25 protein-coding genes are annotated in these 25,007 nt (G+C 41.0%); 18 read left to right on the forward strand and 7 right to left on the reverse strand.

Annotation, left to right across the window (positions count from 1 at the left end; translation table 11 throughout):
- Positions 1 to 77 precede the first annotated feature (77 nt).
- From surA to apaH, 5 genes are read left to right on the forward strand one after another with little or no spacing between them, the layout of a single operon-like run.
- Positions 78 to 1,397 (forward strand): peptidylprolyl isomerase SurA, encoded by a 1,320-nt coding sequence (surA, locus tag M1E93_RS15325; protein ID WP_004924993.1) that lies wholly within the window; start codon positions 78 to 80, stop codon positions 1,395 to 1,397.
- Positions 1,378 to 2,373 (forward strand): 4-hydroxythreonine-4-phosphate dehydrogenase PdxA, encoded by a 996-nt coding sequence (gene pdxA / locus M1E93_RS15330; RefSeq protein ID WP_036944132.1) that lies wholly within the window; start codon positions 1,378 to 1,380, stop codon positions 2,371 to 2,373. Before surA ends, pdxA begins: the two co-directional genes overlap by 20 nt.
- Complete coding sequence (gene rsmA, locus M1E93_RS15335; RefSeq protein WP_014657655.1) at positions 2,370 to 3,179, forward strand: 16S rRNA (adenine(1518)-N(6)/adenine(1519)-N(6))-dimethyltransferase RsmA; 810 nt, start codon at positions 2,370 to 2,372, stop codon at positions 3,177 to 3,179. The genes pdxA and rsmA overlap by 4 nt, the downstream gene beginning before the upstream one ends.
- Before the next feature lie 19 nt (positions 3,180 to 3,198).
- Positions 3,199 to 3,576, forward strand: a complete 378-nt coding sequence (gene apaG, locus M1E93_RS15340) for a Co2+/Mg2+ efflux protein ApaG (protein ID WP_004924999.1) — start codon at positions 3,199 to 3,201, stop codon at positions 3,574 to 3,576.
- A 2-nt stretch (positions 3,577 to 3,578) separates the two neighbouring features.
- A complete protein-coding gene (apaH, locus tag M1E93_RS15345; protein ID WP_104873259.1) occupies positions 3,579 to 4,406 on the forward strand; it encodes a bis(5'-nucleosyl)-tetraphosphatase (symmetrical) ApaH in 828 nt (275 codons plus the stop codon).
- Positions 4,407 to 4,588: 182 nt separating this feature from the next.
- On the opposite strand, the gene folA is transcribed toward apaH, so the two are convergent.
- Positions 4,589 to 5,092, reverse strand: a complete 504-nt coding sequence (folA, locus tag M1E93_RS15350; protein WP_004925009.1) for a type 3 dihydrofolate reductase — start codon at positions 5,090 to 5,092, stop codon at positions 4,589 to 4,591.
- Positions 5,093 to 5,261: 169 nt separating this feature from the next.
- Between folA and M1E93_RS15355 the strand changes: the two genes are divergently transcribed.
- On the forward strand, positions 5,262 to 5,876 hold the full coding sequence (locus tag M1E93_RS15355) for a LysE family translocator (protein WP_004925011.1): 615 nt from the start codon (positions 5,262 to 5,264) through the stop codon (positions 5,874 to 5,876).
- Between the two features lie 184 nt (positions 5,877 to 6,060).
- Here the strand turns inward: M1E93_RS15355 and M1E93_RS15360 are convergent, their stop codons facing one another.
- Positions 6,061 to 7,008 (reverse strand): IS30 family transposase, encoded by a 948-nt coding sequence (locus M1E93_RS15360; protein ID WP_140035165.1) that lies wholly within the window; start codon positions 7,006 to 7,008, stop codon positions 6,061 to 6,063.
- 69 nt (positions 7,009 to 7,077) lie between these two features.
- Here M1E93_RS15360 and M1E93_RS15365 point away from each other — a divergent pair, with 69 nt between their 5' ends.
- The 5 genes from M1E93_RS15365 to M1E93_RS15385 all read left to right on the forward strand — a co-directional run bounded on the left by M1E93_RS15365 (position 7,078) and on the right by M1E93_RS15385 (position 12,592).
- Complete coding sequence (locus M1E93_RS15365) at positions 7,078 to 7,602, forward strand: fimbrial protein (protein WP_426207009.1); 525 nt, start codon at positions 7,078 to 7,080, stop codon at positions 7,600 to 7,602.
- A 305-nt stretch (positions 7,603 to 7,907) separates the two neighbouring features.
- Complete coding sequence (locus M1E93_RS15370; RefSeq protein ID WP_231405883.1) at positions 7,908 to 10,307, forward strand: fimbria/pilus outer membrane usher protein; 2,400 nt, start codon at positions 7,908 to 7,910, stop codon at positions 10,305 to 10,307.
- Positions 10,308 to 10,318: 11 nt separating this feature from the next.
- Entirely contained in the window at positions 10,319 to 11,047 is a 729-nt protein-coding gene (locus M1E93_RS15375; protein WP_004917351.1) for a fimbrial biogenesis chaperone, read from the forward strand.
- A gap of 9 nt (positions 11,048 to 11,056) precedes the next feature.
- Positions 11,057 to 11,608, forward strand: a complete 552-nt coding sequence (locus tag M1E93_RS15380; protein WP_014657408.1) for a fimbrial protein — start codon at positions 11,057 to 11,059, stop codon at positions 11,606 to 11,608.
- Positions 11,609 to 11,623: 15 nt separating this feature from the next.
- Positions 11,624 to 12,592, forward strand: coding sequence for a fimbrial protein (locus tag M1E93_RS15385; protein ID WP_004917347.1), 969 nt, complete (start codon positions 11,624 to 11,626; stop codon positions 12,590 to 12,592).
- Between the two features lie 68 nt (positions 12,593 to 12,660).
- On the opposite strand, the gene M1E93_RS15390 is transcribed toward M1E93_RS15385, so the two are convergent.
- Positions 12,661 to 14,307 carry a fumarate hydratase gene (locus M1E93_RS15390; RefSeq protein WP_004917343.1) on the reverse strand — a complete coding sequence of 549 codons (1,647 nt, stop codon included), beginning with the start codon at positions 14,305 to 14,307 and terminating at the stop codon, positions 12,661 to 12,663.
- A gap of 784 nt (positions 14,308 to 15,091) precedes the next feature.
- Between M1E93_RS15390 and potA the strand changes: the two genes are divergently transcribed.
- From potA to potD, 4 genes are all read left to right on the forward strand, one after another.
- The gene (gene potA, locus M1E93_RS15395) at positions 15,092 to 16,201 is read left to right on the forward strand and encodes a spermidine/putrescine ABC transporter ATP-binding protein PotA (RefSeq protein ID WP_004917339.1); all 1,110 of its coding nucleotides are present in this window, start codon (positions 15,092 to 15,094) and stop codon (positions 16,199 to 16,201) included.
- Positions 16,188 to 17,051: a spermidine/putrescine ABC transporter permease PotB gene (gene potB / locus M1E93_RS15400; protein ID WP_004917336.1), complete on the forward strand. Its 864-nt coding sequence runs from the start codon at positions 16,188 to 16,190 to the stop codon at positions 17,049 to 17,051. The genes potA and potB overlap by 14 nt, the downstream gene beginning before the upstream one ends.
- Positions 17,048 to 17,824 (forward strand): spermidine/putrescine ABC transporter permease PotC, encoded by a 777-nt coding sequence (gene potC, locus M1E93_RS15405; RefSeq protein WP_004917333.1) that lies wholly within the window; start codon positions 17,048 to 17,050, stop codon positions 17,822 to 17,824. Before potB ends, potC begins: the two co-directional genes overlap by 4 nt.
- 213 nt (positions 17,825 to 18,037) lie before the next feature.
- On the forward strand, positions 18,038 to 19,087 hold the full coding sequence (potD, locus tag M1E93_RS15410) for a spermidine/putrescine ABC transporter substrate-binding protein PotD (RefSeq protein WP_014657409.1): 1,050 nt from the start codon (positions 18,038 to 18,040) through the stop codon (positions 19,085 to 19,087).
- A 128-nt stretch (positions 19,088 to 19,215) separates the two neighbouring features.
- Here the strand turns inward: potD and M1E93_RS15415 are convergent, their stop codons facing one another.
- A complete protein-coding gene (locus M1E93_RS15415) occupies positions 19,216 to 19,773 on the reverse strand; it encodes an NADPH-dependent FMN reductase (RefSeq protein WP_072502733.1) in 558 nt (185 codons plus the stop codon).
- 291 nt (positions 19,774 to 20,064) lie between these two features.
- Between M1E93_RS15415 and M1E93_RS15420 the strand changes: the two genes are divergently transcribed.
- Positions 20,065 to 20,400 carry a tRNA-binding protein gene (locus tag M1E93_RS15420; RefSeq protein ID WP_004917327.1) on the forward strand — a complete coding sequence of 112 codons (336 nt, stop codon included), beginning with the start codon at positions 20,065 to 20,067 and terminating at the stop codon, positions 20,398 to 20,400.
- 69 nt (positions 20,401 to 20,469) lie between these two features.
- Positions 20,470 to 21,180, forward strand: a complete 711-nt coding sequence (locus M1E93_RS15425) for a helix-turn-helix transcriptional regulator (protein ID WP_104873198.1) — start codon at positions 20,470 to 20,472, stop codon at positions 21,178 to 21,180.
- Here M1E93_RS15425 and M1E93_RS15430 read toward each other — a convergent pair.
- Positions 21,167 to 21,535: a DUF1992 domain-containing protein gene (locus M1E93_RS15430; RefSeq protein ID WP_004917323.1), complete on the reverse strand. Its 369-nt coding sequence runs from the start codon at positions 21,533 to 21,535 to the stop codon at positions 21,167 to 21,169. The genes M1E93_RS15425 and M1E93_RS15430 overlap by 14 nt on opposite strands.
- Positions 21,536 to 21,997: 462 nt before the next feature.
- Between M1E93_RS15430 and M1E93_RS15435 the strand changes: the two genes are divergently transcribed.
- A complete protein-coding gene (locus M1E93_RS15435) occupies positions 21,998 to 23,569 on the forward strand; it encodes an AbgT family transporter (RefSeq protein WP_060561449.1) in 1,572 nt (523 codons plus the stop codon).
- Positions 23,570 to 23,693: 124 nt separating this feature from the next.
- Here the strand turns inward: M1E93_RS15435 and M1E93_RS15440 are convergent, their stop codons facing one another.
- Together M1E93_RS15440 and M1E93_RS15445 are read right to left on the reverse strand one after the other, a co-directional pair.
- On the reverse strand, positions 23,694 to 24,587 hold the full coding sequence (locus M1E93_RS15440; protein WP_014657413.1) for a pirin family protein: 894 nt from the start codon (positions 24,585 to 24,587) through the stop codon (positions 23,694 to 23,696).
- Between the two features lie 25 nt (positions 24,588 to 24,612).
- Positions 24,613 to 24,903, reverse strand: coding sequence for a GNAT family N-acetyltransferase (locus M1E93_RS15445; protein ID WP_004917316.1), 291 nt, complete (start codon positions 24,901 to 24,903; stop codon positions 24,613 to 24,615).
- Positions 24,904 to 25,007: the final 104 nt, after the last annotated feature.

The raw sequence follows: 25,007 nt of genomic DNA on the forward strand, positions 1-25,007 counted from the left end.
CAAATAGTAAGCAGTGTCGCATAAATAAAACGATTAACCTGCCTCTGGCGGAACCTAAATCAATAGATAGGACCATTATGAAGAATTGGAAAACGCTTATTCTGGGACTGATGTTTGCAAGCTCCACAGCATTGGCTGCACCACAGCAAATGGATAAAGTTGCTGCTGTAGTCAATAACGGAGTTGTGCTGGAAAGTGACGTCCAGAATATGTTAAACACAGTAAAACTGAACGCACGCAATGCTGGCCAACAAATTCCAGATGATGAGACTCTTCGTCACCAGATCCTTGAGCGTTTGATCACTGATAACATCATGTTACAGATGGCAAATCAGATGCAAATCAATATCCCTGAAGAAGCCGTTAATGCCACAATTGCGGATATTGCTCGCCAAAATGGTTTAACTTTTGAGCAGATGCAAGCACGTCTAAAAGCGGATGGTATTGATATGGCAAAATACCGTAGTGAGATCCGTAAAGAGATGCTGATCGCTGAAGTGCGTAATAACGAAGTACGCCGTCGCGTGACTATTTTACCCCAAGAAGTTGAGTCTCTCGCAAAACAGATCAGCAGCCAAGCAGACTATGAAGCGAGCGTTAACCTAAGTCATATTCTCATTCCATTACCTGAAAACCCAACTCAAGAGCAATTACAAAAAGCAGATGCGATTGTTGCTAAGATCATGGATGAGATCAAAAAAGGCACCAACTTCGGCAAACTGGCTATTGCTTACTCCGCAGATCCACAAGCACTGAAAGGCGGTAATATGGGATGGTCTCGCCTACAAGAGCTACCAGTTGTTTTCGCTGAACAGTTGAAAAGTGCGAAGAAAGGCGATGTTGTAGGCCCTATTCGTTCTGGTGTTGGCTACCACATTTTGCGCGTTAACGAAATGAACAGCGCCAATAAAACCATTTCAGTCACCGAAGTGAAAGCTCGCCATATCCTTATTAAGTCATCACCAATTATGGATGATAACCAAGCGAGACAAAAGCTCACTCAGATCACACAGGATATTCGTAGCGGCAAGACCACATTTGAAAATGCGGCAAAAGAGTTCTCTGAAGATCCGGGCAGTGCGCTTAAAGGCGGTGAGTTAGGCTGGAATATGCCAGATGTATACGATCCCGCTTTCCGTGATGCCTTGATGAGACTTAATAAAGGCGAAATCAGTCAACCTGTTCGCTCAAACTTTGGCTGGCACCTTATTCAGCTAGAAGATACCCGCAATGTTGATAAAACAGATGCGGCACAAAAAGATCAAGCCTACCGTTTATTGTTCAATCGTAAATTCAACGAAGAAGCACAAAGTTGGGTACAGGAGCAACGTGCGGCGGCATATGTTAATGTCATCGATGGACGTGATAACCAATCTAATGACGAAAAATCTCAATAAACCAATCGTAATAACCCCCGGCGAGCCTGCCGGGGTAGGCCCAGATCTACTTATTCAACTTGCCCAAGAGTTTTGGCCTGTTGAGCTTGTTGCGTGTGCTGATCCTGAATTACTACTCGCTCGAGCCAAACAACTCAACCTGCCACTGTCATTAAAAAACTATCAATCAGGTAATGAACATGACGCCCAAGTACCGGGAACTCTGTCTATCCTTCCCGTCAATTTGAAAGCACCAGCGCAAGCCGGTGTGCTAAACATTGCCAATGGGAAGTATGTTACTGAAACATTAGCAAGAGCCTGTGATGGTTGCCTAAGTGGAGAATTTTCTGCCATTGTGACTGGCCCTGTCCACAAAGGGGTGATTAATGATGCGGGGGTTCCATTTAGCGGGCATACTGAATTTTTTGCCGATAGGAGCCATTGTCACCGTGTGGTGATGATGTTAGCCACAGAAGAGTTACGTGTGGCTCTCGCCACGACCCACTTACCCTTAAAAGATGTTTCAGCGGCAATCACTCAACAAAGTCTACGGGAAGTGATTACAATCTTAAATCACGATTTACGTACAAAATTTGCGATTGATACACCAAATATCTATGTCTGTGGCCTAAACCCGCACGCGGGTGAAGGAGGACATATGGGAATGGAAGAGATAGAAACCATTATCCCAACACTTGAGAGTCTTCGTGCTGAAGGTATGAATCTCATCGGGCCGCTGCCCGCTGATACCCTATTTCAGCCTAAATATTTAGAAGATGCGGATGCCGTACTCGCAATGTATCACGATCAGGGTCTTCCTGTGTTAAAATACCAAGGTTTTGGTAGAGCCGTGAACATTACGCTGGGTCTGCCTTTCATTCGTACTTCTGTTGACCATGGCACTGCGCTAGAGTTAGCAGGTACGGGTCGTGCCGATGCGGGCAGCTTTATTACCGCATTGAAGTTAGCTATCCAAATGACATATAAGAATTCATGAATAATCGAGTCCATCAGGGGCATCTTGCCCGCAAACGTTTCGGGCAGAACTTTTTAACTGACCAATTTATTATCGACAGTATTGTAGATGCAATACATCCACAACCAGGGCAAGCTATCGTCGAGATTGGCCCCGGTCTTGGCGCACTGACAGAACCTGTTGGTAGTAGAATGGATAAGATGACGGTTGTTGAGCTAGACCGTGATCTCGCTGCGCGCTTGCATGTTCACCCACAGTTAAAAGATAAGCTTACAATTATCCAGCAAGATGCCATGACAGTGGATTTCGGTGAATTAGCGAAGCAGGCAGGGCAACCTTTACGTGTTTTTGGTAACCTGCCTTATAATATCTCGACCCCGCTAATGTTCCACCTATTTACCTTTACAAACTCTATTGCTGACATGAACTTTATGCTGCAAAAAGAGGTTGTAAACCGCCTAGTTGCAGGTCCTGGGAGTAAAGCCTACGGCCGTTTAAGCGTTATGGCGCAATATTACTGCCAAGTTGTTCCGGTGTTAGAAGTGCCACCAACGGCCTTTGCACCGCCACCAAAAGTTGATTCTGCGGTTGTTAGGCTTATACCTCATCGCGAGAACCCTTACCCGCTGAAAGATATTAAAATGCTCAGTCGTATTACCACACAAGCATTTAACCAGCGTCGTAAGACGATCCGCAATAGTTTGGGGGATTTACTCAATGTTGAGCAGCTCACAGAGCTAGGCATTGATCCCGGTACTCGCGCTGAAAATATTTCCGTTGAAGCTTATTGCAAAATGGCGAACTACCTAGCAAGTTTGTCTGAATAAGTATCGAAAAGGAGGCACTATGCTTAACGAACCTAATGTTAGCATCCAAGTACAGAGTGTCTATATCGTCAGCCAGTCTCAACCTGAAATAGGACGATATGTATTTGCCTATACCATATCTATCCGTAACTTAGGCCGAGAGCCACTACAGTTAATGAGCCGCTATTGGCTCATTACTAACAGTGATGGTCATAAAACTGAAGTTCAAGGCGAAGGCGTTGTCGGTGAACAACCAATCATCCAGCCCGGTGCGGTATACCGTTATACCAGTGGAGCAATATTAGAAACTCCCATGGGTACAATGGAAGGTTATTACGTCATGTTAAACAGCCGAGGAGAACACATTCATGTGGATATTCCTCCATTCCGCCTTGCTTTACCTACTTTGATTAATTAATTATGTCGACATATCTTATTGGTGATGTACACGGCTGCTATCGCGAATTGCGTGCATTACTCGAACAAGTGAATTTTGAGCCGCAAAAAGATACTTTGTGGCTCACTGGCGATCTGGTTGCCCGAGGGCCTGACTCATTACAGGTCCTTCGCTATGTCAAAAGCCTCGGTGATTCCGTACGCATAGTGCTAGGTAACCACGATCTGCACTTATTAGGTATTTACTGCAAAATCAGCCGGAATAAACCGAAAGATCATCTCGATGAGCTACTCAATGCGCCCGACGCTGATGAATTAATCAATTGGTTACGCCGCCAACCGCTGCTACAGGTCGATGAAGAGAAAAAGATCATCATGGCTCACGCTGGGATCACACCACAGTGGGATCTGCCGACAGCACGCATGTGCGCACGGGAAGTAGAATCGGTTTTATCAAGCGATGCTTATCCGCTATTCATTGATTCTATGTATGGCGACATGCCAAATAATTGGTCTGAGAGTTTAATGGGGCTACCGCGTTTACGCTTTAGTACAAATGCATTAACACGAATGCGCTACTGTTTCCCTCATGGTCAACTGGAGATGATTTGTAAGGAAAGTCCAGCCAAAGCCCCTTCTCCCCTTAAACCTTGGTTTGCACTGCCCAATAAACTCCCTGAAGGCTATTCTATCTTTTTTGGTCATTGGGCGTCTTTGGAAGGGAAACATACGCCAGAAAATGTGTATGGGCTAGATACTGGTTGTTGCTGGGGGGGAGAATTGACGCTGTTCCATTGGGAAGCAAAACAGTATTACCACCAAAAATCACACCAAAAACGCCGTAAAGATTAATCATTAAGTTATGTTTATTTCCCTTAAATAGACATAACTTAAAAGCTATTCTTTTTAATTTAAACTGAATAGTAGTAATAAATTCATTAGATTTATTTTTGAATAGTGATTTAATTCGCTGCTTTCATATATTAATAAGCAAAAACGGAGCAATACGCTCCGTTTTTAAAATTACGACGCTATTAAATTCTTTTGGTTAAAATCTCAAAACAATAACCATGTGAATTGTTCTCATCCGCCTCATGGTACTCGGTGAAAATAGAATCCCACTCATCTGGCTCGTAAATTGGGAAATGAGTGTCGCCAATCACTTCTGCATCCACGTGAGTTAAATACAGCTTATTCGCCAGAGGTAAAAACTGTTGGTAAACTTTTCCGCCTCCAATCACAATGACTTCATCATCGTCAGAGCCTGTCTTGGTTTGCTTAGCCGCCGCCAATGCTTCTTCTACGGAGGAGACCCAGATAACATTTTTATCCGAACCCGGCTTACTACTTAATACAATGTTGACGCGCTGTGGAAGCGGACGACCAATTGATTCGTAAGTCACTCGACCCATTATGACTGGCTTATTTAACGTATTACGTTTAAACCAAGCAAGATCACCGGGTAAATGCCAAGGCATCGCTTTTTCCATGCCGATAACCTGATCAATCGCCATCGCTGCGATTAAACTAATATTCATTGAGTCACCTTAGAGGCTAATATACAAATTTGTGCTCACTATACGTAAACAGAAATGCTTCGTCGACTAAATTTAATCTTCCTTAAAAAGTGATTATTAATTTATACTCAGTTAGTGATAAAGCCGACTAAAAATAACATTAAAAATAAAATCAATATAGAGAGTGCAAATGTACGAGACCTCCCTTTTAATTGCCACTATCGCCACATTAGGCATGCTTTCCCCCGGGCCAGACTTTTTTCTTATCGTTAAAAACTCAGCGCGCTATCAGCGTTCAGCAGCGCTCATGACTGCAATGGGCGTCATTTGTGCGGTTGCCCTACATATGACTTATTGTGTCGCTGGGCTTGCGGTTCTTATCACCACCACACCTTGGTTATTTAACGTATTAAAATACGCAGGAGCGGCTTATCTGATTTGGATTGGTGTTAAAAGTTTGATGCCAAATAAAGGACAAAACCTAGACCTCAACAATACACAACACGAAATCGTCACTTTCAAAAAAGCATTTATGCAAGGTTTCCTTTGTAATGTTTTAAACCCTAAAGCAACATTGTTCTTTCTTGCTGTTTTTACTCAAGTTTTAAGTGTTGATTCGACGTTTGGTGAAAAGCTGTGGATCGCCTTTATCATTTGGGGGCTTGCTGCTATTTACTGGCCACTGCTGGTGTGTTTGATCCAGAGTGCTCCTGTAAGAAAAGGGTTAGCTAAAGTACAAAAATATGTCGATAAAGTGCTTGGCGTTGTACTTATTGCTTTCGGGGTTCGAGTTGCACTCAGTTAATCAGATGAATAAAAAAATCCCTCAGCCATGATTGTTTAATGTCTGGGGGAAATACATAAATGGTTTTTAAACCATGCTCGCCTATTGTTAAAAACTCCCTATCAATCACGCTTATTTAACGATAGCTAATATAAAAATATTCACAAATAGCTTTAAACGGCGGATTCAAGTCCGAAGTGCAACGCTAAGCCGCCTTTCTTAGCTCCGCAAACACCACCGAAGGTTGTCTGAACCCCAGACACTTGCGTGGCCTGCTGTTCAACGCTCCCTGATAGCGTTGTAAGTCTTCTTCTGTCACTGTCCGCAGGTCTGTTCCTTTCGGGATAAACTGTCTTAACAACCCATTCGTATTCTCGTTCAGCCCACGCTCATGCGAGGCATACGGATGGGCAAAGTACGTATCTGCGTTCAGTGCTTCTGCTATCGCCTTGTGCTCACTAAACTCTAGACCGTTATCGAACGTTATTGTGTGACATACATCCTGATACTCACTCAGCAGTGAGATAATGGCCTTACTGACTTCCACCGCATCCTTTGAAAACACCTTTTTTGTCAGGTAAATACGGCTTTTGCGTTCTGCCAGTGTCACGATAGCACCAGTGCCCTGTTTACCCTGCACCAAATCGGCCTCCCAGTCCCCCAGACGGCTACGGTCATCGACGACTGACGGCCGTAGCTCAATGGATACCGCATCAGGGATGCGCCCTCGTTTCTGCCCGTAGCCCTTACGATATCGCCGTTTGCCCTGCCTAAGATGCCTGTACAACTCGCCACCGCTACGCTTATCCGCATAGATATACTGGTAAATCCATTCATGGCTGACGCTAAGACCAATAATGCTGCCAATTGCACTTATTTGCTCAGGACTCCACTTCCACTCCAGAGCAAATATCACGAAATCTATGGTCTGCTGAGGAATTGTCCTTTTGGCAGATGACAGCCGCCTATCACAGCACTTCTGGTGTGCCTGTTGTGGGTTATAACCAGTATCTGAAGTGTTACGCCTCAGTTCACGGGAGACCGTGGACTTGCTTACACCGATACGGATACCTATCTCATGGCAGGATAAATTATCCTCACGCAGTATCGATATCTGGTATCGTTGTCCTTCGGTTAGTTGCTGATACTTCATACTTACTCGCTCATCTTTGGTCGGAAGAGCAGGATAGCTTATCAGTAGCTAACCGTCCTTCCATCTAACATGACCGAGCGTTGCACTTATTATCTGAATTCGCGTATTGACCAAGGAAGTGGTGTCATTAACTTTACAGGTAAAGTCATTAATGCACCGTGCAGTTTACCTGGCGATGGAACAGTTAATGTCGATTTAGGTCAAGTCGCGAATAAAGTATTAGAAACGGGCAATAAATTTAGCCAAAGCGTTCAGTACACTATTGCATTAGAGAATTGTGATCTGGCTGCGGTGACGGGTGCAGACGACAAAGTGCTTTTCCCTGCGGTCAGTAAAGTGAAAGTGACATTCTCTGGTACTCCAGATACCACGAAAAAGGATTTATTGGCTAACACGGGAACATCGAAAGGTGTTGGCGTTCGCCTAATTAACGCAGACGGTGCAGTCATGAAAGTTGGGGATACCAGCGTTGAAATGCCACTGGTGAATGGTGCGAATAAATTAACATTTAGCGCACGCGTTGAAGCAAATGGTAATAAGGTAGAAACAGGTAGTATTATTTCTCAAGCAACTTACGCCTTAAATTACCTATAAATTTTCACATTATACTTAAAGTTATTTTATTATTTATTAAGAATGTAATGGCTTAATGAGTTTTATTACTCTTGATAGTGGTAAAAGCTATTCCGTTTGTTATTTAGATAAAATGTGAATTATTTTGAGTACATATCAGTAACAGGCATTTATTTGCCTGTTGCTTTTCCCCTTGTTTTGATTAGTTTATCTATTTGACTGGGATTATCATGTTTTTGTCGCTTCAACCAAATATGAATAAATTATTATTCTCTATTTTTCTTACACTGTCGGTATCAAGTGTATCTAATGCAATAGAGTTTAATATGAATATTATTGATGCAAAAGATAGAGACAACATCGATCTCAGTCAATTTTCCAATCCAGATTTTGTACCTGCAGGTGAATATCTTACAGACATTACATTAAATGGTCGTAAGTTATCGGGACAATATTTCATTAAGTTTATTGAAGTTAATAAAGACACTTCAGCACTCTGTATTACGCCTGAAATGATAGAGCTTTTTTCCTTAAAAACGAGCATTAGGAATAAAATATTACAGGATAAGCGTAATCAGTGTATTGAATTGCCTAAATCAATGAACATAAATTATGTTTTCGATAAAGCAAACCAAAATATTCTATTTTCAATCCCTCAAGCTTGGTTGGAATATGATGACCCTTACTGGGTGCCACCATCGCAATGGGATAATGGAATTGCAGGTTTATTAATAGACTACAATCTATTTACTAACTATTCTGCGCCAAAAAATAGCAATGAAACCTTTAGCGCCAGTAGCAACGGAACAACGGGGGGGAATTTAGGTGCGTGGCGTTTCCGTGCTGACTATCAATATCAATATAATCGCTCACAAGGTAAAACAAACCAACGATTTGATTGGACGCAATTTTATGCCTTTAGAGCCTTCCCTGAATTAGGGGCAAAAATTTTATTAGGAGAGTCATATTTAAGAACGGAGCTCTTTGACAGTTTTCGTTTTGTTGGCGCGTCGATTTTTAGTGATACTCGCATGTTACCCCCTTCGATGCGTGGTTATGCGCCACAAATTTCAGGAATTGCCAAAACGAATGCAATGGTCACTATTACTCAAAATGGGCGTGTGATTAAACAAGCTCGTGTTGCACCAGGGCCTTTTAATATTCAGGACATCACCGAGGCGGTACAAGGTACGTTAGATGTCACCATTCAAGAGGAAGATGGCAGCCAAACACAGTATCAAGTCACCGCGGCATCGCTGCCTTTTTTAACGCGGCAGGGGCAATTTTTATATAAGCTTTCAGTGGGGGAATCTAGCCCATTTGGCCGTTCACAACGTACTAAACCGCGGTTTATTGCAGGTGAAGCCTCTTATGGCCTTTTTAGTCGTACATCCTTATTCGGGGGAGTGATTGCCACGCTTAATAACAACGAATATCAAGCCATTAACGTTGGTATTGGGCAAAACATGAACCAGTTCGGCGCTCTTTCATTTGATATTACACGCGCTAAGGCGAAGTTAAATAATTTGGGGACTTATTCAGGAAATAGCTACCGCTTAAATTATTCTAAACGATTTGAATCCACTAACTCACAGATCACCTTTGCGGGTTATAAGTTCTCGGATAAAGCATTTTTAACTATGCCGCAATACATCGATGCTGCAAACGGCATGTTGGATTTTAGGCGAGATAAAAATGTGTATACCGCATCCTTTAACCAATATATCAGTTTATTGGATGCCACCTTATATCTTAATGCGTCTCACCACCAATTTTGGAATAGTGAATCAACCACGACATTTGGCATGAGTCTGAGCAAAATATTTAACCTTGGTAATATCAGAAATATGTCAGCAACATTGTCATTAAATAAAATAAAGTACCAAGAAACGGATGATAACCAAGCGTATTTATCACTCTCTATTCCGCTAGAAAGTGGCGCCTCTATCAGTTATGACCTGCAATATGCGAATGATGGCAAAGAGTTAAATCAATCAGTCGCGTATTACAGTGAAAACATTAACAACAACTATTGGAGTTTACGTGCTGGGGGCGATAAACGTCAACTTGGCCGAATGGAGCCTAGTATCAGTGGTAGTTATCAGTACTCATCGGCTTATGGTGTATTAAATCTCAATGCGACTGAAAATGTGAATGCTTATCGAGCCTTCGGCGGAAGTTGGTACGGCTCCATGACGGCCACGAAATATGGTGCGGCGCTTCATCGTAATGGTACTAGTAATGAACCTCGGGTAGTCATTGATAGTGGTGATGTTGCAGGAATTTCTATTGATAATGGCCAGTCAGTGACTAATCGCTTTGGTATCGGTGTCGCGACTAATTTAAATAGTTTCTCTAATTCAGATGTGTATATCGATATGAATACGTTACCTGATGATGTTGATGTCAACGACAACATTATTGGTAAGACTTTGACGGAGGGCGCGATAGGTTATCAAACCATTCGAGCCAATCAGGGAAAACGTATATTAGCCATTATTCGTATGGGAAATGGGAAATATCCGCCATTAGGCACCAGTGTTATAGAAGCCAACTCAGGGAGAGAGGTCGGCATTATTGCTGATAATGGGATTGTGTATTTAACAGGGATTACTCCTACTGAGAAATATACCGTTAAGTGGGCGGGTGGAAATGAACAATGCCAATTAAGTTTTACCAATTTTTCTGGAAAAGAACAAAGTAAAGTTTTGATCCCCTGCCTTTAAAGGAAATTGTTATGAATAAATTATATAAAGGCACTGTTTGCCTTTCATTCGTGTTTATCAGTGTGCAAACCGCATTTGCTGCAATCAATATCGATCGCACACGGATCATTTTTCCCGGTCAGGATAAATCAGTCAGTTTAGTTATTAATAACCAAAGTAAAACATTACCTTATCTTGCTCAGTCATGGATGGAAGATGATAAGGGAAATAAGATTGCAGAGCCTTTTACGGTGCTGCCTCCGATGCAGCGAGTTGAGCCAAATACGAAAAACCAAATAAAAATTATTAAGACGGAGGCAATAGATAAATTGCCCCAAGACAGAGAATCGCTATTTTATCTGAATGTCCGAGAGATCCCGCCAGTTTCAAATAAAGAAAACGTGGTGCAAATTGCAATTCAAAGTCGCTTAAAAATGTTCTATCGACCAGCTCAAATTGAAAATAATAGCGATAAAGTTTGGGCGAAAGAATTGAAATATACTCATTCCGGTAACCGTTTATTGATTGAAAACCCAACTAAATATTATGTGACTTTGGGGTATTTAAGTAGCAACACGACCAATAATTTTCCTGATTTTGAAAGCGTTATGATTGCTCCAATGTCAAAGGAAAGTGTCACAGTTCCTACAACGCCATTTAAGCAATTATATACAGGTTATATGGATGATTATGGTGGTATGAAAATGTTGACTTACCAATGTGCTGCGTCTGTTTGTCAGTTGGCTAACGAAAGTAAATAGGTGCTGGCAATGAGAAATTGTTATATATCAATAAGCCTTTGTATTTCTTTGCTGCTAAGTAGCTGGGTTTATGCCGATAGCAGCATGATGAAGGGCGATCTTAATTTTACGGGGCAAGTCATTTCATTGCCTTGTAAGATCAGTTTTTCTTCATTGGATCAAAATATTGATTTAGGACCAATTTCTCTGAATTTCTTTAATGAAATAGGGGATAGAAGCCCTAAGCAAGAGATCAAGTTAAAATTTGATGATTGCATTTTTCCCTCTTTTAATCGTGATGATAGAAAACCGGTTGTTCGGCTAATGTTTATTTCTGAGCCAACAAAAAGCTCAGACCGTGATTTATTTGGCGGCAAGACGATATTAGAAGGATATGGCATCCGATTAATGGATAAAAATGGCAATATTGTACCTAATGGAGAATATCGCAATTACTCTATTTATTTCGATGATAATCAGCAAATTACACTTTACTCAATGTTAGAAAGCTACCTTCCTCGGAAAGACTTAACCATAGGTAATATCAAAGCACAAATTATGTTGAGCATTGCCTATCTTTAATAAGGTGTATAACTCATGATACACAGATTTATTAAGCACAGTGGATTATCGCTTTTATTGTTATTGGTATTTTTTAGCACAAAAGCATTTGCATTAGATTGCGTGGAATATGGTACAGGTGATGTTATTAAACCTCCGGTTCCTGTTGGACAATTAGCCATTCCAGCAGATACACCAGCAAATACTATTATCTGGCAATCAGACCCAATGACGGTGACCGTTTATTGCAATAACGTATTAGGTAACGCGGTTGACGTTGTTCATATGTATTTTAACCCGACCTCCCAAAAGATTGGTGCAGGGCTATTGTTGGGGGCGAATTACAAGGGGGAACAGTTAGAAAGAAATCAGCAGCGTGTCAATTTAGGCACAAATCCTATTCGTAAAGGCCAAAGTGTGACGGTCACTGTGACTTTCACCCTGTATATTAAAGTGACGGGGGTCGTTCCACCATCGGGGAATTATAATGGGGATAACCAATTTACGGTTTTCCAATTTGATGGCAGTGGGGGGATTAATACTACGCCTGGAGCTAAAAACCTAAGATATTCAATTTCAGGATTACGTGGGATCCGTTTTTTGAAATGCGGAGCCGATATTAAAGTGTTTCCAGAATCACAACAAATTGATTTTGGGCAATTAATGGTAACGGATCTTAACCAAGGGAAAGAATTTAAAAAACAATTCCAAGTACAAGCGGTGAAAAGAGGTTGTTTAGATAATTTCTCAATGAATATTAATTTTGAAACGACTGAACAGCTTAATGGAGAATATGCGATTGACTTGAAAAATGGTACAAACTTAACGCTCTTTGACGATAAAAATAATCGAATGAAGTTCAACTATTTCCAGTTTTTCGGTACGTTAGCGACAGGCAGCACTTCAGTAACACGTAATTATACAGCATCAATTAAAAAAGTTGCGCCAACAGTAAATACGGGGAAATTTAATGCCTCAACAGTTGTACGAATAAATTATTATTAGCGACGATACCTGTTTATTTATCGCATCAAAAACGGCGACCATAGAGTAGGTCGCCGTTATTTTTTTGATTATTTAATACACTTTTTACATGTTTGGTCTTGTACCTGTTCGAAGAAATTATTGCCTTTATCATCAACTAAAATAAAGGCTGGCAATCCTTCAACTTCCATTTTCCAGACGGCTTCCATTCCCAATTCAGGGTATTCAAGGCAACTTAAACTTTTTACATACTCTTGCGCTAAAATTGCTGCTGAACCACCAATACTGCCTAAATAGAATCCTCCGTATTTTTTGCAAGCATCAGTAACCACTTGGGTGCGATTACCTTTTGCCAGCATGAGCATGCTACCACCGTGGGATTGGAATAAATCAACATACGGATCCATGCGATTCGCCGTTGTGGGGCCTAAAGAGCCAGAAACTTTACTTTCTGGTTTTTTAGCAGGACCCGCGTAATAAACCATATGATCTTTAAAATATTGTGGTAGTTCCTCACCCTTATCTAAGCGCTCTTTCAGTTTCATATGGGCAATGTCACGAGCAATAATGAGTGGGCCGCTGAGTGAAACACGGGTTGAAACAGGGTGCTTACTGAGCTCTGCTAAGATAGCTTTCATCGGTTGATTGAGGTCGATGTGAACCACTTTAGCTTCATTATGTTGGCGTAAAGATTCAGGGATATATTGGGCTGGGTTCTGCTCCATTTTTTCAATCCATAAACCCTGTTTATTGATTTTGGCTTTGATATTACGGTCAGAAGAACATGAAATGGCCAAGCCAATTGGGCAGGAGCCTCCATGACGAGGTAAGCGTATGACTCTGACATCATGCGCAAAATATTTACCACCAAATTGTGCACCAAAACCAAAATGACGAGTTGCTTCAAGTAGGGTGTTTTCTAATTCAATGTCTCGAAATGCTTGGCCGTGTTCATTACCGGATGTAGGCAGATTGTCATAATATTTCGTTGAAGCAAGCTTGGCTGCTTTTAATGTTGCTTCTGCTGAAGTACCACCAATCACAAAGGCGATATGGTATGGAGGGCAAGCAGTGGTTCCTAATGCCTTCATTTTTTCGATAAGAAATGCTGTTAACTTGTTTGGTTCTAAAATCGTTTTGGTTTCTTGAAATAGTGCCGATTTATTGGCTGATCCTGCGCCTTTATTAACAAACAAGAAATGGTATTCATCCCCCTCGGTAGCAAAAATATCAATTTGAGCAGGTAAGTTAGTACCTGTATTGACTTCTGTATACATATCTAAGGCGGCATTTTGTGAAAAGCGTAAGTTTTCTTGGCGGAAAACATGATAAACACCACGAGATAATAGCTCGGCATCATTACAGTCAGTCCAAACCTGTTGGCCTTTTTTAGCAACAATCGTCGTTGTGCCAGTATCTTGGCAGTTTGGCAAAATACCTTTCGCTGAGATTTCAGCGTTACGTAAGAGTTGTAAAGCCACGTATTTGTCATTTTCACTCGCTTCAGGATCAGACAAGATGGCGGCAACTTGTTTTTGGTGTGCAGTTCTTAGGAAAAATTGAGAATCATGAATAGCCTGTTGGGCAAGCACGGTTAATGCCTCTGGCTCAATTTTTAATATATCCTTACCTGCGAAGGATTCTACAGAAACATATTTATCCGTTAATTGGTAATATTCAGTCTTATCCTCAGATAAAGGATAAAGGGGTTGGTAGAAAAACTCTTTATTAGGCATGTTGTTCACTCACATATCAATTCAATGGAATATCGTTAATAGATTCAGTGAGGGCATATTTATTTTTATAGATGCACTTTAAAGCGGCCCTCAGCGTTATATAAATTGTTAAAGACCAAAATAAGCACACATTAGAAATAATAAATATCGCGTGTCTATCTTGATAAGATGATTATATTCAACGAGATGTGGTGAATAATATGATTTCGATTAATATTATCGATATTACATTTGATTTAAGTTAGAAACTTGCCGAAGGTCACAGAATAATAAACATCGGTTTATTTTGGTTATATGTGATGAATATTATCGGCTATCTATTTTTGACATTCAGTTGTAAAAATGGCATGAGAATATGACCAAATCGATATCAGTTTTATTTTTAATGTTTGGATGTTTTCGATTGTTCTAGCCTATATTTTATTGAACTATAACAAATACTTTGTTGCTTTCTGTTATGAACAATGAAAAGCTAACTTAAGTGTGGCTTTATGTTGTTTTACAATGGCTTATTGCTTAGTGTAACTATGGTTAAGTGGCTTGTTTTTATGACAAAGGGAATTCTTTCATTGCGTTTTCATAATGAAATGCAAACAAAGTACTGAAAATGGCTTTCAATTTACACAAACAGTGTTTATCATGCACCACTTAATGAAATTTAAATGGCGCTACTGGTTTTGGGCTTTGCTGGGGAAGTATGAAGAGTAAATCTCCGATAAGCTTACACAGTCTTTAACGGTAGCGGTTCTATCTGCATTATTCATAGGGATAGAGTGTAGCATAAATGACTGAGACAACCTCTCTGACACCACTCGTCGAATTGAAAGCACTTAATAAAGCTTTCGATGGCAAACAAATTATATCCGAGCTTGACTTAACCATCCAAAATGGTGAGTTTTTGACCATTTTAGGCCCTTCTGGCTGTGGCAAAACAACGGTTCTACGTTTAATTGCCGGCCTAGAAGATGTTGATGAAGGCAAAATTATTCTTGATGGTCAGGATATTACAGATATCCCTGCTGAGCAGCGTTTTGTGAATACGGTATTCCAAAGCTACGCTCTGTTCCCGCATATGACCGTTTTTGAAAACGTTGCTTTTGGTTTGCGTATGCAGAAAACCCCTGCTGACGAGATCCAAAAGCGAGTTGATCAAGCATTGCGTATGGTGCAGTTGGAGGATTTTGCACAACGTCGACCAAATCAACTCTCTGGTGGGCAGCAACAGCGCGTTGCGATCGCCCGTGCCGTCGTTAATCGTCCAAAAGTCCTTTTGCTGGATGAGTCTTTATCCGCACTTGATTATAAGCTACGTAAGCAGATGCAAAATGAGCTAAAAGCGCTGCAACGTAAATTGGGGATCACCTTTATTTTCGTTACCCATGATCAAGAAGAAGCCCTTGCAATGTCAGATCGTATTATTGTTATGCGTGAAGGCAAAATTGAGCAAGATGGCTCGCCGCGTGAAATTTACGAAGAGCCTAAAAACCTCTTTGTGGCTCAATTTATTGGTGAAATCAATATTTTTGATGCAAAAGTCTTATATCGCATTGATGAACAACGTATTCGTGCCAATGTTGAAGGGCATGAATGTGACATTTTTACCACTTTACCTGTCCAAGAAGGCCAATCGGTTCATGTTTTATTACGCCCGGAAGATTTGCGCGTAGAAGAGGTGAACGATGCAGAAAACTATCCCGGTTTAATCGGTTATGTGCGTGAACGTAACTATAAGGGAATGACGTTAGATTCTGTGGTAGAGATGGAAGATGGCAAAATCATCATGGTCAGCGAATTCTTCAATGAAGATGACCCAGATGTAGACCACTCCTTAAACCAAAAAGTTGCTGTAACTTGGGTTGAAAGCTGGGAGGTGGTACTGGATGATCAGGCGTAAACACAAGATCTTACAAAATGTCATTATCACGGGCGTGGTGGCATGGCTATTACTCTTTGTATTTTTGCCTAACATCATGATCATTGGTACGAGCTTTTTAACACGCAGTGATACCAATCTTGTTGATATGATCTTTACATGGGATAACTACATCCGTTTGTCTGATCCCATGTATGCTGAGGTGATGCTCCACTCGTTGAATATGGCGCTGATCGCCACTTTCTTCTGCTTAGTTATCGGTTATCCTTTTGCCTTTATTTTGGCGAAATTACCTAAACGCCTACAGCCTTTAATGCTCTTTTTGTTGATAGTGCCTTTCTGGACTAACTCTTTAATTCGCATTTATGGGCTAAAAGTGTTTTTGAGTACGAAAGGGTACTTGAATGATTTCTTGCTGTGGATAGGGCTTATCGATAAGCCGATACGTCTGATGTATACACCTGAAGCGGTTGTGTTAGGGCTTATCTATATTTTATTACCCTTTATGGTCATGCCGCTTTATTCCAGTATTGAAAAGTTGGATAAGTCTTACTTAGAAGCCGCAAGAGATCTCGGTGCTAACAAACTCCAGACATTTGTGAAGATAATTATTCCATTGACTATGCCTGGGATTATCGCCGGCTGCTTACTTGTTTTACTGCCAGCGATGGGGCTGTTCTATGTTGCGGATCTGATGGGGGGAGCGAAAAACCTCTTGATAGGGAACGTTATTAAGAGCCAGTTCCTAAATATTCGCGATTGGCCGTTTGGTGCGGCAACCAGCATCTTCTTAACGGTGATGATGGGGCTGTTGCTGTATGTGTATTACCGAGCTGCTAAGCTATTGAATAAAAAGGCATATGAAGAATGATCGGTCGCACGTTACGAGGTGGCTTTATGGCCATCGTCTACGCTTATCTTTATATTCCAATTATCATTTTGATTGTGAACTCGTTCAATGAATCGCGTTTTGGGATCAGTTGGCAAGGTTTTTCAACCAAATGGTATGAGCTGTTAATCAACAACGATAGTTTGTTGCAAGCGGCAGGACATTCATTAACGATGGCGATTATTTCTGCCACGTTTGCGACAATTATCGGTACGTTAACGGCAGTTGCACTGTTTCGTTATCGTTTTAGAGGGAAACCCTTTGTCGGTGGTATGTTATTTGTTGTGATGATGTCGCCGGATATCGTTATGGCCATTTCTCTACTGGTATTGTTTATGCTTTTAGGGGTTTCGCTTGGTTTTTGGTCGCTACTGTTTTCACACATTACTTTTTGTCTACCTTTCGTGGTGGTTACCGTCTATGCGAGGCTGAAAGATTTTGATGTGAAAATGCTAGAGGCAGCGCGTGACCTTGGTGCGGGTGAGTTTACTATTTTACGTAAAATTATCCTGCCGTTAGCGTTTCCTGCGGTCGTGGCAGGCTGGCTATTAAGCTTTACCTTATCGATGGATGACGTTGTGGTCTCCTCCTTCGTTACAGGCCCTAGCTATGAAATTTTACCGCTAAAAATCTACTCGATGGTAAAAGTGGGCGTTTCCCCAGAGGTTAACGCATTGGCGACTGTATTGTTGATCATGTCGCTAGTATTAGTCTGTTTGAGCCAGTGGGTGATGAGAGATAAGTTTTCGAAATAGCTCAAATAATTTTTTGTGTTGTAAATGTCGCGAGCTATTGGGTTCGGTAGCTCGCATACTTAATGCCATTTGGCGAAGAGGGTGAGCTCTAGATGAGCTTATACGATATATATACGCAAGATAATTCAAGCGATTAGCGGCTAAATAAAGTCATTAATGGTCACTTGAAATATGGCGAGTATAAGAAAACACTTTGTTGAGGGATGCTCAGTAATGAAAAAATGGTCCTATCTACTAGCGGCTGGCTTAATGGCTGCAAGTATTGGCACGGCAACCGCCGCAGACGAAAATAAAGACGTACTGTATTTCTATAACTGGACAGAATATGTTCCCCCCGGTTTATTAGAGCAATTTACTAAAGAAACTGGGATCAAGGTGATTTACTCCACCTACGAATCAAATGAAAGTATGTACACCAAGCTTAAGACCTATAAAGAAGGGGCTTATGATTTGGTCGTTCCTTCTACTTATTTTATTTCTAAAATGAGTAAAGAGGGGATGCTACAAAAAATCGATAAACAAAAACTAAGTAATTTTAAAAACCTAGATCCGAATTTACTGTATAAAGAGTTCGATCCACAAAATGATTTTTCCGTTCCTTATATTTGGGGAGCGACGGGGATCGGTATTAATGGTGAGGCCGTTGACCCAGGCTCAATCACCTCTTGGGCCGATTTTTGGAAACCTGAATATAAAAATAGCCTGTTAATGATGGATGATGCACGAGAAGTATTCCAAGTTGCACTCACAAAACTCGGTTATTCAGGTAACACAACCGATCCTAAAGAGATTGAAGAGGCTTATAAAGAGTTACAAAAACTACGTCCAAATATCCTTGCATTTAACTCTGATAACCCAGCAACGCCGTTTATCGAAGGTGAGGTTGATGTCGGCATGCTGTGGAATGGTTCAGCCTTTGTTGCTCGCCAAGCAGGTTTACCGATTGAAGTGATTTGGCCAAAAGAAGGGGGAATTTTCTGGATGGATAGCTTAGCTATTCCAGCCAATGCGAAAAACCCTGAAGGGGCACATAAGTTGATCAACTTCTTATTACGTCCTGATATTGCAGCACAAGTTGCCGAATCTATTGGTTACCCAACGCCAAACCTTGAAGCGAAGAAAATGCTACCACCGGAAATTGCTAATGACCCGTCTCTTTATCCAAGTGAAGAGGTATTGCAAAAAGGGGAATGGCAAAGTGATGTTGGCAATACCAACATTATTTATGAAGAGTATTTCCAGAAGTTAAAAGCAGGACGTTAATCAAACCAAAAGGCACCGTAATGAAGCCCCCAACGTTATGGGAGTACTTCATAATTACGGTGCTTTTTTGTTGTTAATACGGATTATAGCCGATAAAAGTAGATGTTGTTTATTCTTATATCACTCAATTAGTTGGCAACATTTCGGATAACAAACTGGCAATAAGTATCCACCCACGCCTGAATAAATGCTTGGCTTTTCGGCGCAAAATTATGTTGTTCATCAACCATACCTTCAAACCATTTCAAATAACATTCAGGTTGATTCATGGTTGGCATATTTAAAGATGCTAGACAGATACGCAAGTGCTGCTGCGCAATTGCAGTACTGATATTGCCTGTTGATACCCCTAAAATGCCTGCTGGTTTACCATTCCATGAATTATTCCCCGCAGGGCGCGATGCGTGGTCAATCGCATTCTTTAATACACCCGGGATTGAACGGTTGTATTCAGGCGTGACAAAAATAATCCCATCACACTCGGCAATTTGTGATTTAAAGTTAGCGACAACGCTGGGTAGCTGTTTATCGGCATCTTGGTTATATAAAGGAAGCTCACTGATATCGAGAAAGTTAAATGTGAAATGATCAGGGAAAAGCTTCACTAAGGCTTCTGCAACTTGGCGGTTGTATGAGTTTGTGCGTAGACTGCCAACGATGACACCAATTTTATATTGATTCGACATAATTAAACCTTCTCTAGTGTGAATGGATGCTTCGCTGATATATTTTAGCGCTTTATCACTCTATAAAGCCAATTCTGGATATATAAAAATGGTGGGTAATCAAAAGCAGGCAGGTTATTATCGGTTTATAGTACTTATAACTATCTGAATAACTAAAATAAAATCGACCAATCAATCTGTATCATTTTCCATGACAGTTTGGCGACAAAAAATGCGTGTTTAGCAATAAAAGCCTATTTCAATTTTGTGTTAGCCTAAAAGTCTATTAATAACTAAGTTCAGGTAAGGTTTATGCAATTCATTGAATGGGATGATTTTACTCGTGTTGAAATGCGCGTTGGCACAATTATTAAAGCAGAAGTGAACAGTAAAGCTAAAAAACCCGCCTACGTGATGGACGTCGATCTGGGTGAATTAGGTGTGAAGCGCTCAAGTGCACAGATCACTGTAAATTACACCCTTGAGGAACTGATCGGCAAACGAGTTTTATGTGTTTGTAATTTTGAGCCTAAACGTATTGCCGGTATTAAATCAGAGGTTTTGATCACAGGTGCACCGGATGAAAAAGGGGCGATAGTACTTGCTGAATTTAATCTACCGTTGCCTAACGGGGCATTACTTGCCTAAGTGATCAAGTGCATTTTTCCCCCTAAAAGGGCTATACTCCTCCTATTACCAGTAAAGAGGAGTGCGCTTTTGTTATTGCCTGAATTACATTATCGCCAATATTCCGAAGATGTGATTTCTCATCAACACGATGAGCAATGGCAGGTTGTCTTTGCGTTATCGGGGGGCATGGAAATTAATATGCATCGGCAGCATTTTCTATTAGCGGCGGGAAATGGTGTGGTCATTGCACCTGGTGTAAGTCATGCATTTAGCGGTCTATCAGGCAACCAAAATTATGTTTTAGAGATGCCAAGCACGTCTCCATGGGCACTTGATGACAAAGCAATGTCTTTTTCGCTAACTCCCGCTGCTATTGGGCTATTAAATTGGTTGCAGCGGTTTCCTCAACCCCTCGAACAACATACGACCATTGCAAAATTGCTGCTTGCTCAAATGAAACCTGAAGAGCAGTGGATTGATGGGGTGACCCGATGGATTGATGCACGCTTACATCTTCCACTCAGTTGCCAAGATATGGCGAATGCGTTTTGTATGTCAGTAAGTACGCTACAACGGAAAATTAAAGCGGCGACACAACTCACCGCAATGCAATTACTTGTACAAAGGCGCATGGAAGCGGCTTGCCGCTTGCTGATGACGGCGAATTCAATCGAGCAAGTTGCATTGTCTGTAGGCTATGATTCACACTCGGCTTTTAGCCAAGCATTCCGCCAATACTATGGTAAAACTCCTATGGAATATCGAACAGGAGCTATCAAGTTATCTATTCAGGTTTAAAACGCTGGCGGATATGCGCTTCATACTCACCATGTAAAAAATCAGTATTGATATTCGCTTGTTTAAGTTTGAGCTCTAATAAAGAAAGTTGCTTACTTAGAGGCTGGTAATTAGGATCATCATGAGCAAGCCCTTTTAGCATATCGACCAACGTGAGTGCATCTTTTCGGTACTGTAATTCGGGGGGCAAATACCCTGAGTTTTTTAAAATACGATAACCCGCTCGTAATTCAGGTGGAACTTGGCTATCGTCATCAAGTAAAAGCGGTTGTCCTTCGCCTTTCAGATTTTTTAGCTCACCTTTATTTAACGCTTCTTGAATATGGCGTTCTGCCCAATCATCAATAACAGACATAATGGTTTATTTAGTTGAAAAGGATAAGCTGATTATAACAGCGATGGCATAAAGATAGCTAAAATAGGGAAATAAAAATATTACATGGTTTATTATTCTTTGTGTAATTAGTAGGGAAAACCTAATCATGAATACGGATATTTGGAGGTGATTTTCTACTAAAAAGACCAAAAGTCAGGCTATTTAACGCTTAAAAAGAGAATAAATTACTCAGTAAATAGTGAAAAACTGTTATCTGAACCACATTTTCATTAATTATCGGTGTTTTTTATTTAAAGGTTAAATTAATTATTTATTTAAGTCATGATGACTTTTAATTCTATATTTTATGATTAAATTTTAATAGGGATGGGGTTTCAATCTAAAAATAAATAAATTGTTGAATCAGCGTTATATTTTTGAAAATAGCTAAATGGCAAAACATTGTGTAATGTCCATTTCTCTTGTTTATAAGGAGAAAATATGGAACAAAAAAAACAAGATGGGAGCCGTTTGTTACGCACGGTGGAATGGTTAGGCAATGCCTTACCTCACCCAGTCATTTTATTCATTATTTTAACTGCAATTTTATTGGTCTCCTCAGCAATTGGTCAATATTTTGGAGTCAGCGTTGCTGATCCACGTCCAGAAGGGGCAAAAGGGCGTGCTGCGGATGGGGTTATTCATGTTGTCAGTCTATTAGACGCTGAAGGTATCCGTAAAATCCTTTCTAATGTTGTTACTAACTTTACGGGCTTTGCTCCTCTTGGCACGGTGTTAGTTGCCTTATTAGGGGTTGGGATTGCCGAACGAGCTGGGCTTTTATCTGCGGCGATGCGTTTAGTGGTTATCAAAGCACCGCGTAAGCTAACGACAGTGGCAATTGTGTTTGCGGGGATCATGTCAAATACTGCCGCCGAATTGGGCTATGTAGTACTAATCCCACTGGCTGCGATTATCTTCCATTCACTTGGTCGCCATCCGCTAGCAGGTCTTGCCGCTGCCTTTGCAGGGGTTTCGGGGGGGTATTCTGCCAACTTATTATTAGGTACTGTCGACCCACTGCTTTCTGGTATTACCCAGCAGGCTGCGCAAATTATTGATCCAACCTATACAGTCGGGGCAGAAGCGAACTGGTATTTTATGTTTGCCAGTACATTCCTAATCACTATTTTAGGTTATTTCATCACTGAAAAAATTGTTGAACCACAATTAGGGCCTTACCAAGGTGGCGGTGTTGATGAAGATGAAGATAAATTACGTGCTGATGCTGAAGTAACCCCACTTGAGAAAAAAGCGCTGTTTTGGGCATCGGTGACCTTTTGGGGATTAGCCGCCATACTTGCCCTTATGGTCGTGCCAGAAAATGGTATTTTACGTAATCAAGAAACCGGATTAGTCAGTAATTCACCATTCTTAAAATCCATTGTGGTATTCATTTTTATCTTCTTTGCGATCCCAGGCATTGTGTATGGCTATGTCGCTAAAACCATGCGCTCTGATAAAGATATCGTAGATGCCATGGCAAACGCAATGAGTACTCTAGGATTATATTTAGTTATTATTTTCTTTGCTGCACAGTTTGTTGCCTTCTTTGGTTGGACAAATATCGGGCAAGTGGTCGCAGTGAAAGGCGCCAATTTCTTAAACAGTATCGATTTACATGGTGGTGTGCTGTTTATTGGCTTTATTATTATCTGTGCCTTTATCAACTTAATGATAGGCTCTGCTTCTGCTCAGTGGGCGGTGACTGCACCTATTTTTGTGCCAATGTTAATGTTAGCGGGTTATGCACCAGAGACAATCCAAGCGGCATACCGTATTGGTGACTCGGTAACCAATATTATTACTCCAATGATGAGTTATTTTGGTTTAATTATGGCTATCGTTGTGAAATATAAGAAAGATGCCGGGATTGGTACATTGGTCTCTATGATGTTGCCTTATTCAATCATTTTCCTTATTGGCTGGTCACTGTTCTTTGTGATTTGGGTATTTGTACTCGGACTACCCGTAGGTCCTGGTTCTCCGATTTACTTTACTCCCGCGAGCTAACTTGTTTTAAAGAAAAAGGTAGCGCAACTTCATTGGCTACCTTTTTATTATCTTTGATGGATATAACTTCAATACAAATATCAAACTTATTGAATAAACATTTTTACCGACTTGGTTGGCATATTTATGGCATTAAGGGGGATGGTGTCGGCGTACGTTCATCATTGATAACTTTACCAAACCGAGGGCTACCTTGGTTCCATTCTGCAACGGCTGCGGTGATTTCAGCTTTTGTGCGACCAATAAAATTCCACCACATCAAAACAGATTCATTCAGAGGCTCACCACCTAATAATAGAATGTGGCTATTGGCTGAAAGTTGTAGTGAGACTTGCGACAAGCCTTGGCCTAAATAGATCAACTCATTGTGATGACTGCGCTGTGAATCGATAATCGCATCCCCTTCGATAACAAAAATGCCATATTCAAATTCAGGGCGTAGCGTTAGTGATAATGAGTGATTATTGCGGGTGGTGATATCTAAGCCTAATAAAGAAGAAAACGATAATGTGGGGGCTTTATAAGAATCATACTCCCCAATGAGTAATTGATATTCGATATCTCCAACTGACCATTTGGGTAAAATAGGGTAATGATCAAAGCGAGGGGGCATATCTTTCACGGCTTCTGGTAGTGCTATCCATAGTTGTACGGCATGTAAATGGCGGTTTTCTCCATAGGTATCTTCGGAATGGCTAATTCCTTTACCTGCGGTCATTAAATTTACTTGGCCCGGGCGGATCACTTGTTCGTAGCCTAAACTGTCCCGATGTAGAATTTCGCCTTCAAGCATCCAAGTGAAGGTTTGCAGTGCAGTATGTGGGTGAGGCGCGACGCGCATACCAGCAGAGTCACCTTTAAATACAGTCGGGCCCGCATGGTCGAGAAAACACCAAGCACCAATTAAACGCCGTTGTTTTGTTGGTAATACCCTTGCGACAGGGATCCCACCAACATCTTTGATACGTGCATGAATGTGCTGGAAATCTAGGTTATTTTTCGGGGTCGGTATGCTCATTTTTACCTCTTATCAATAAAACAGGTTAGTGGCGAATATCTTGGTATTCAGGTGTTTTATCAAAAATAGCTTTGGCGAATGGGCAAAGAGGAATAATTTTACGCTTTTCAGAACGCATTCTTTCAACGACTTTTGCGACCAATTGTTTGGCAATACCTTGCCCTTTTAAGCTTTCATCAACGACGGTATGGTCAATAATAGCGAGTTCGTCTCCGGTATAGACAAAGGTAATTTCAGCAAGACGAGTCTGTTTATCATCCGCTAAGATAAAGAAGCTGTGGTGATCCGATTGAATATTTGGCATTTGATGCTCCATCGTATAATCGTTTATCTTTTTTAAGCCTAGCTAAGCTTTTGGCTAAAGACAATGATGGGATTTTGTTGAGTTCTCTCAAATAATTTGATGGAGCTTATTTTTAA

Origin of the sequence: Providencia sp. PROV272 (genome assembly GCF_049901975.1) — a bacterium.
Classification (GTDB): domain Bacteria; phylum Pseudomonadota; class Gammaproteobacteria; order Enterobacterales; family Enterobacteriaceae; genus Providencia; species Providencia stuartii.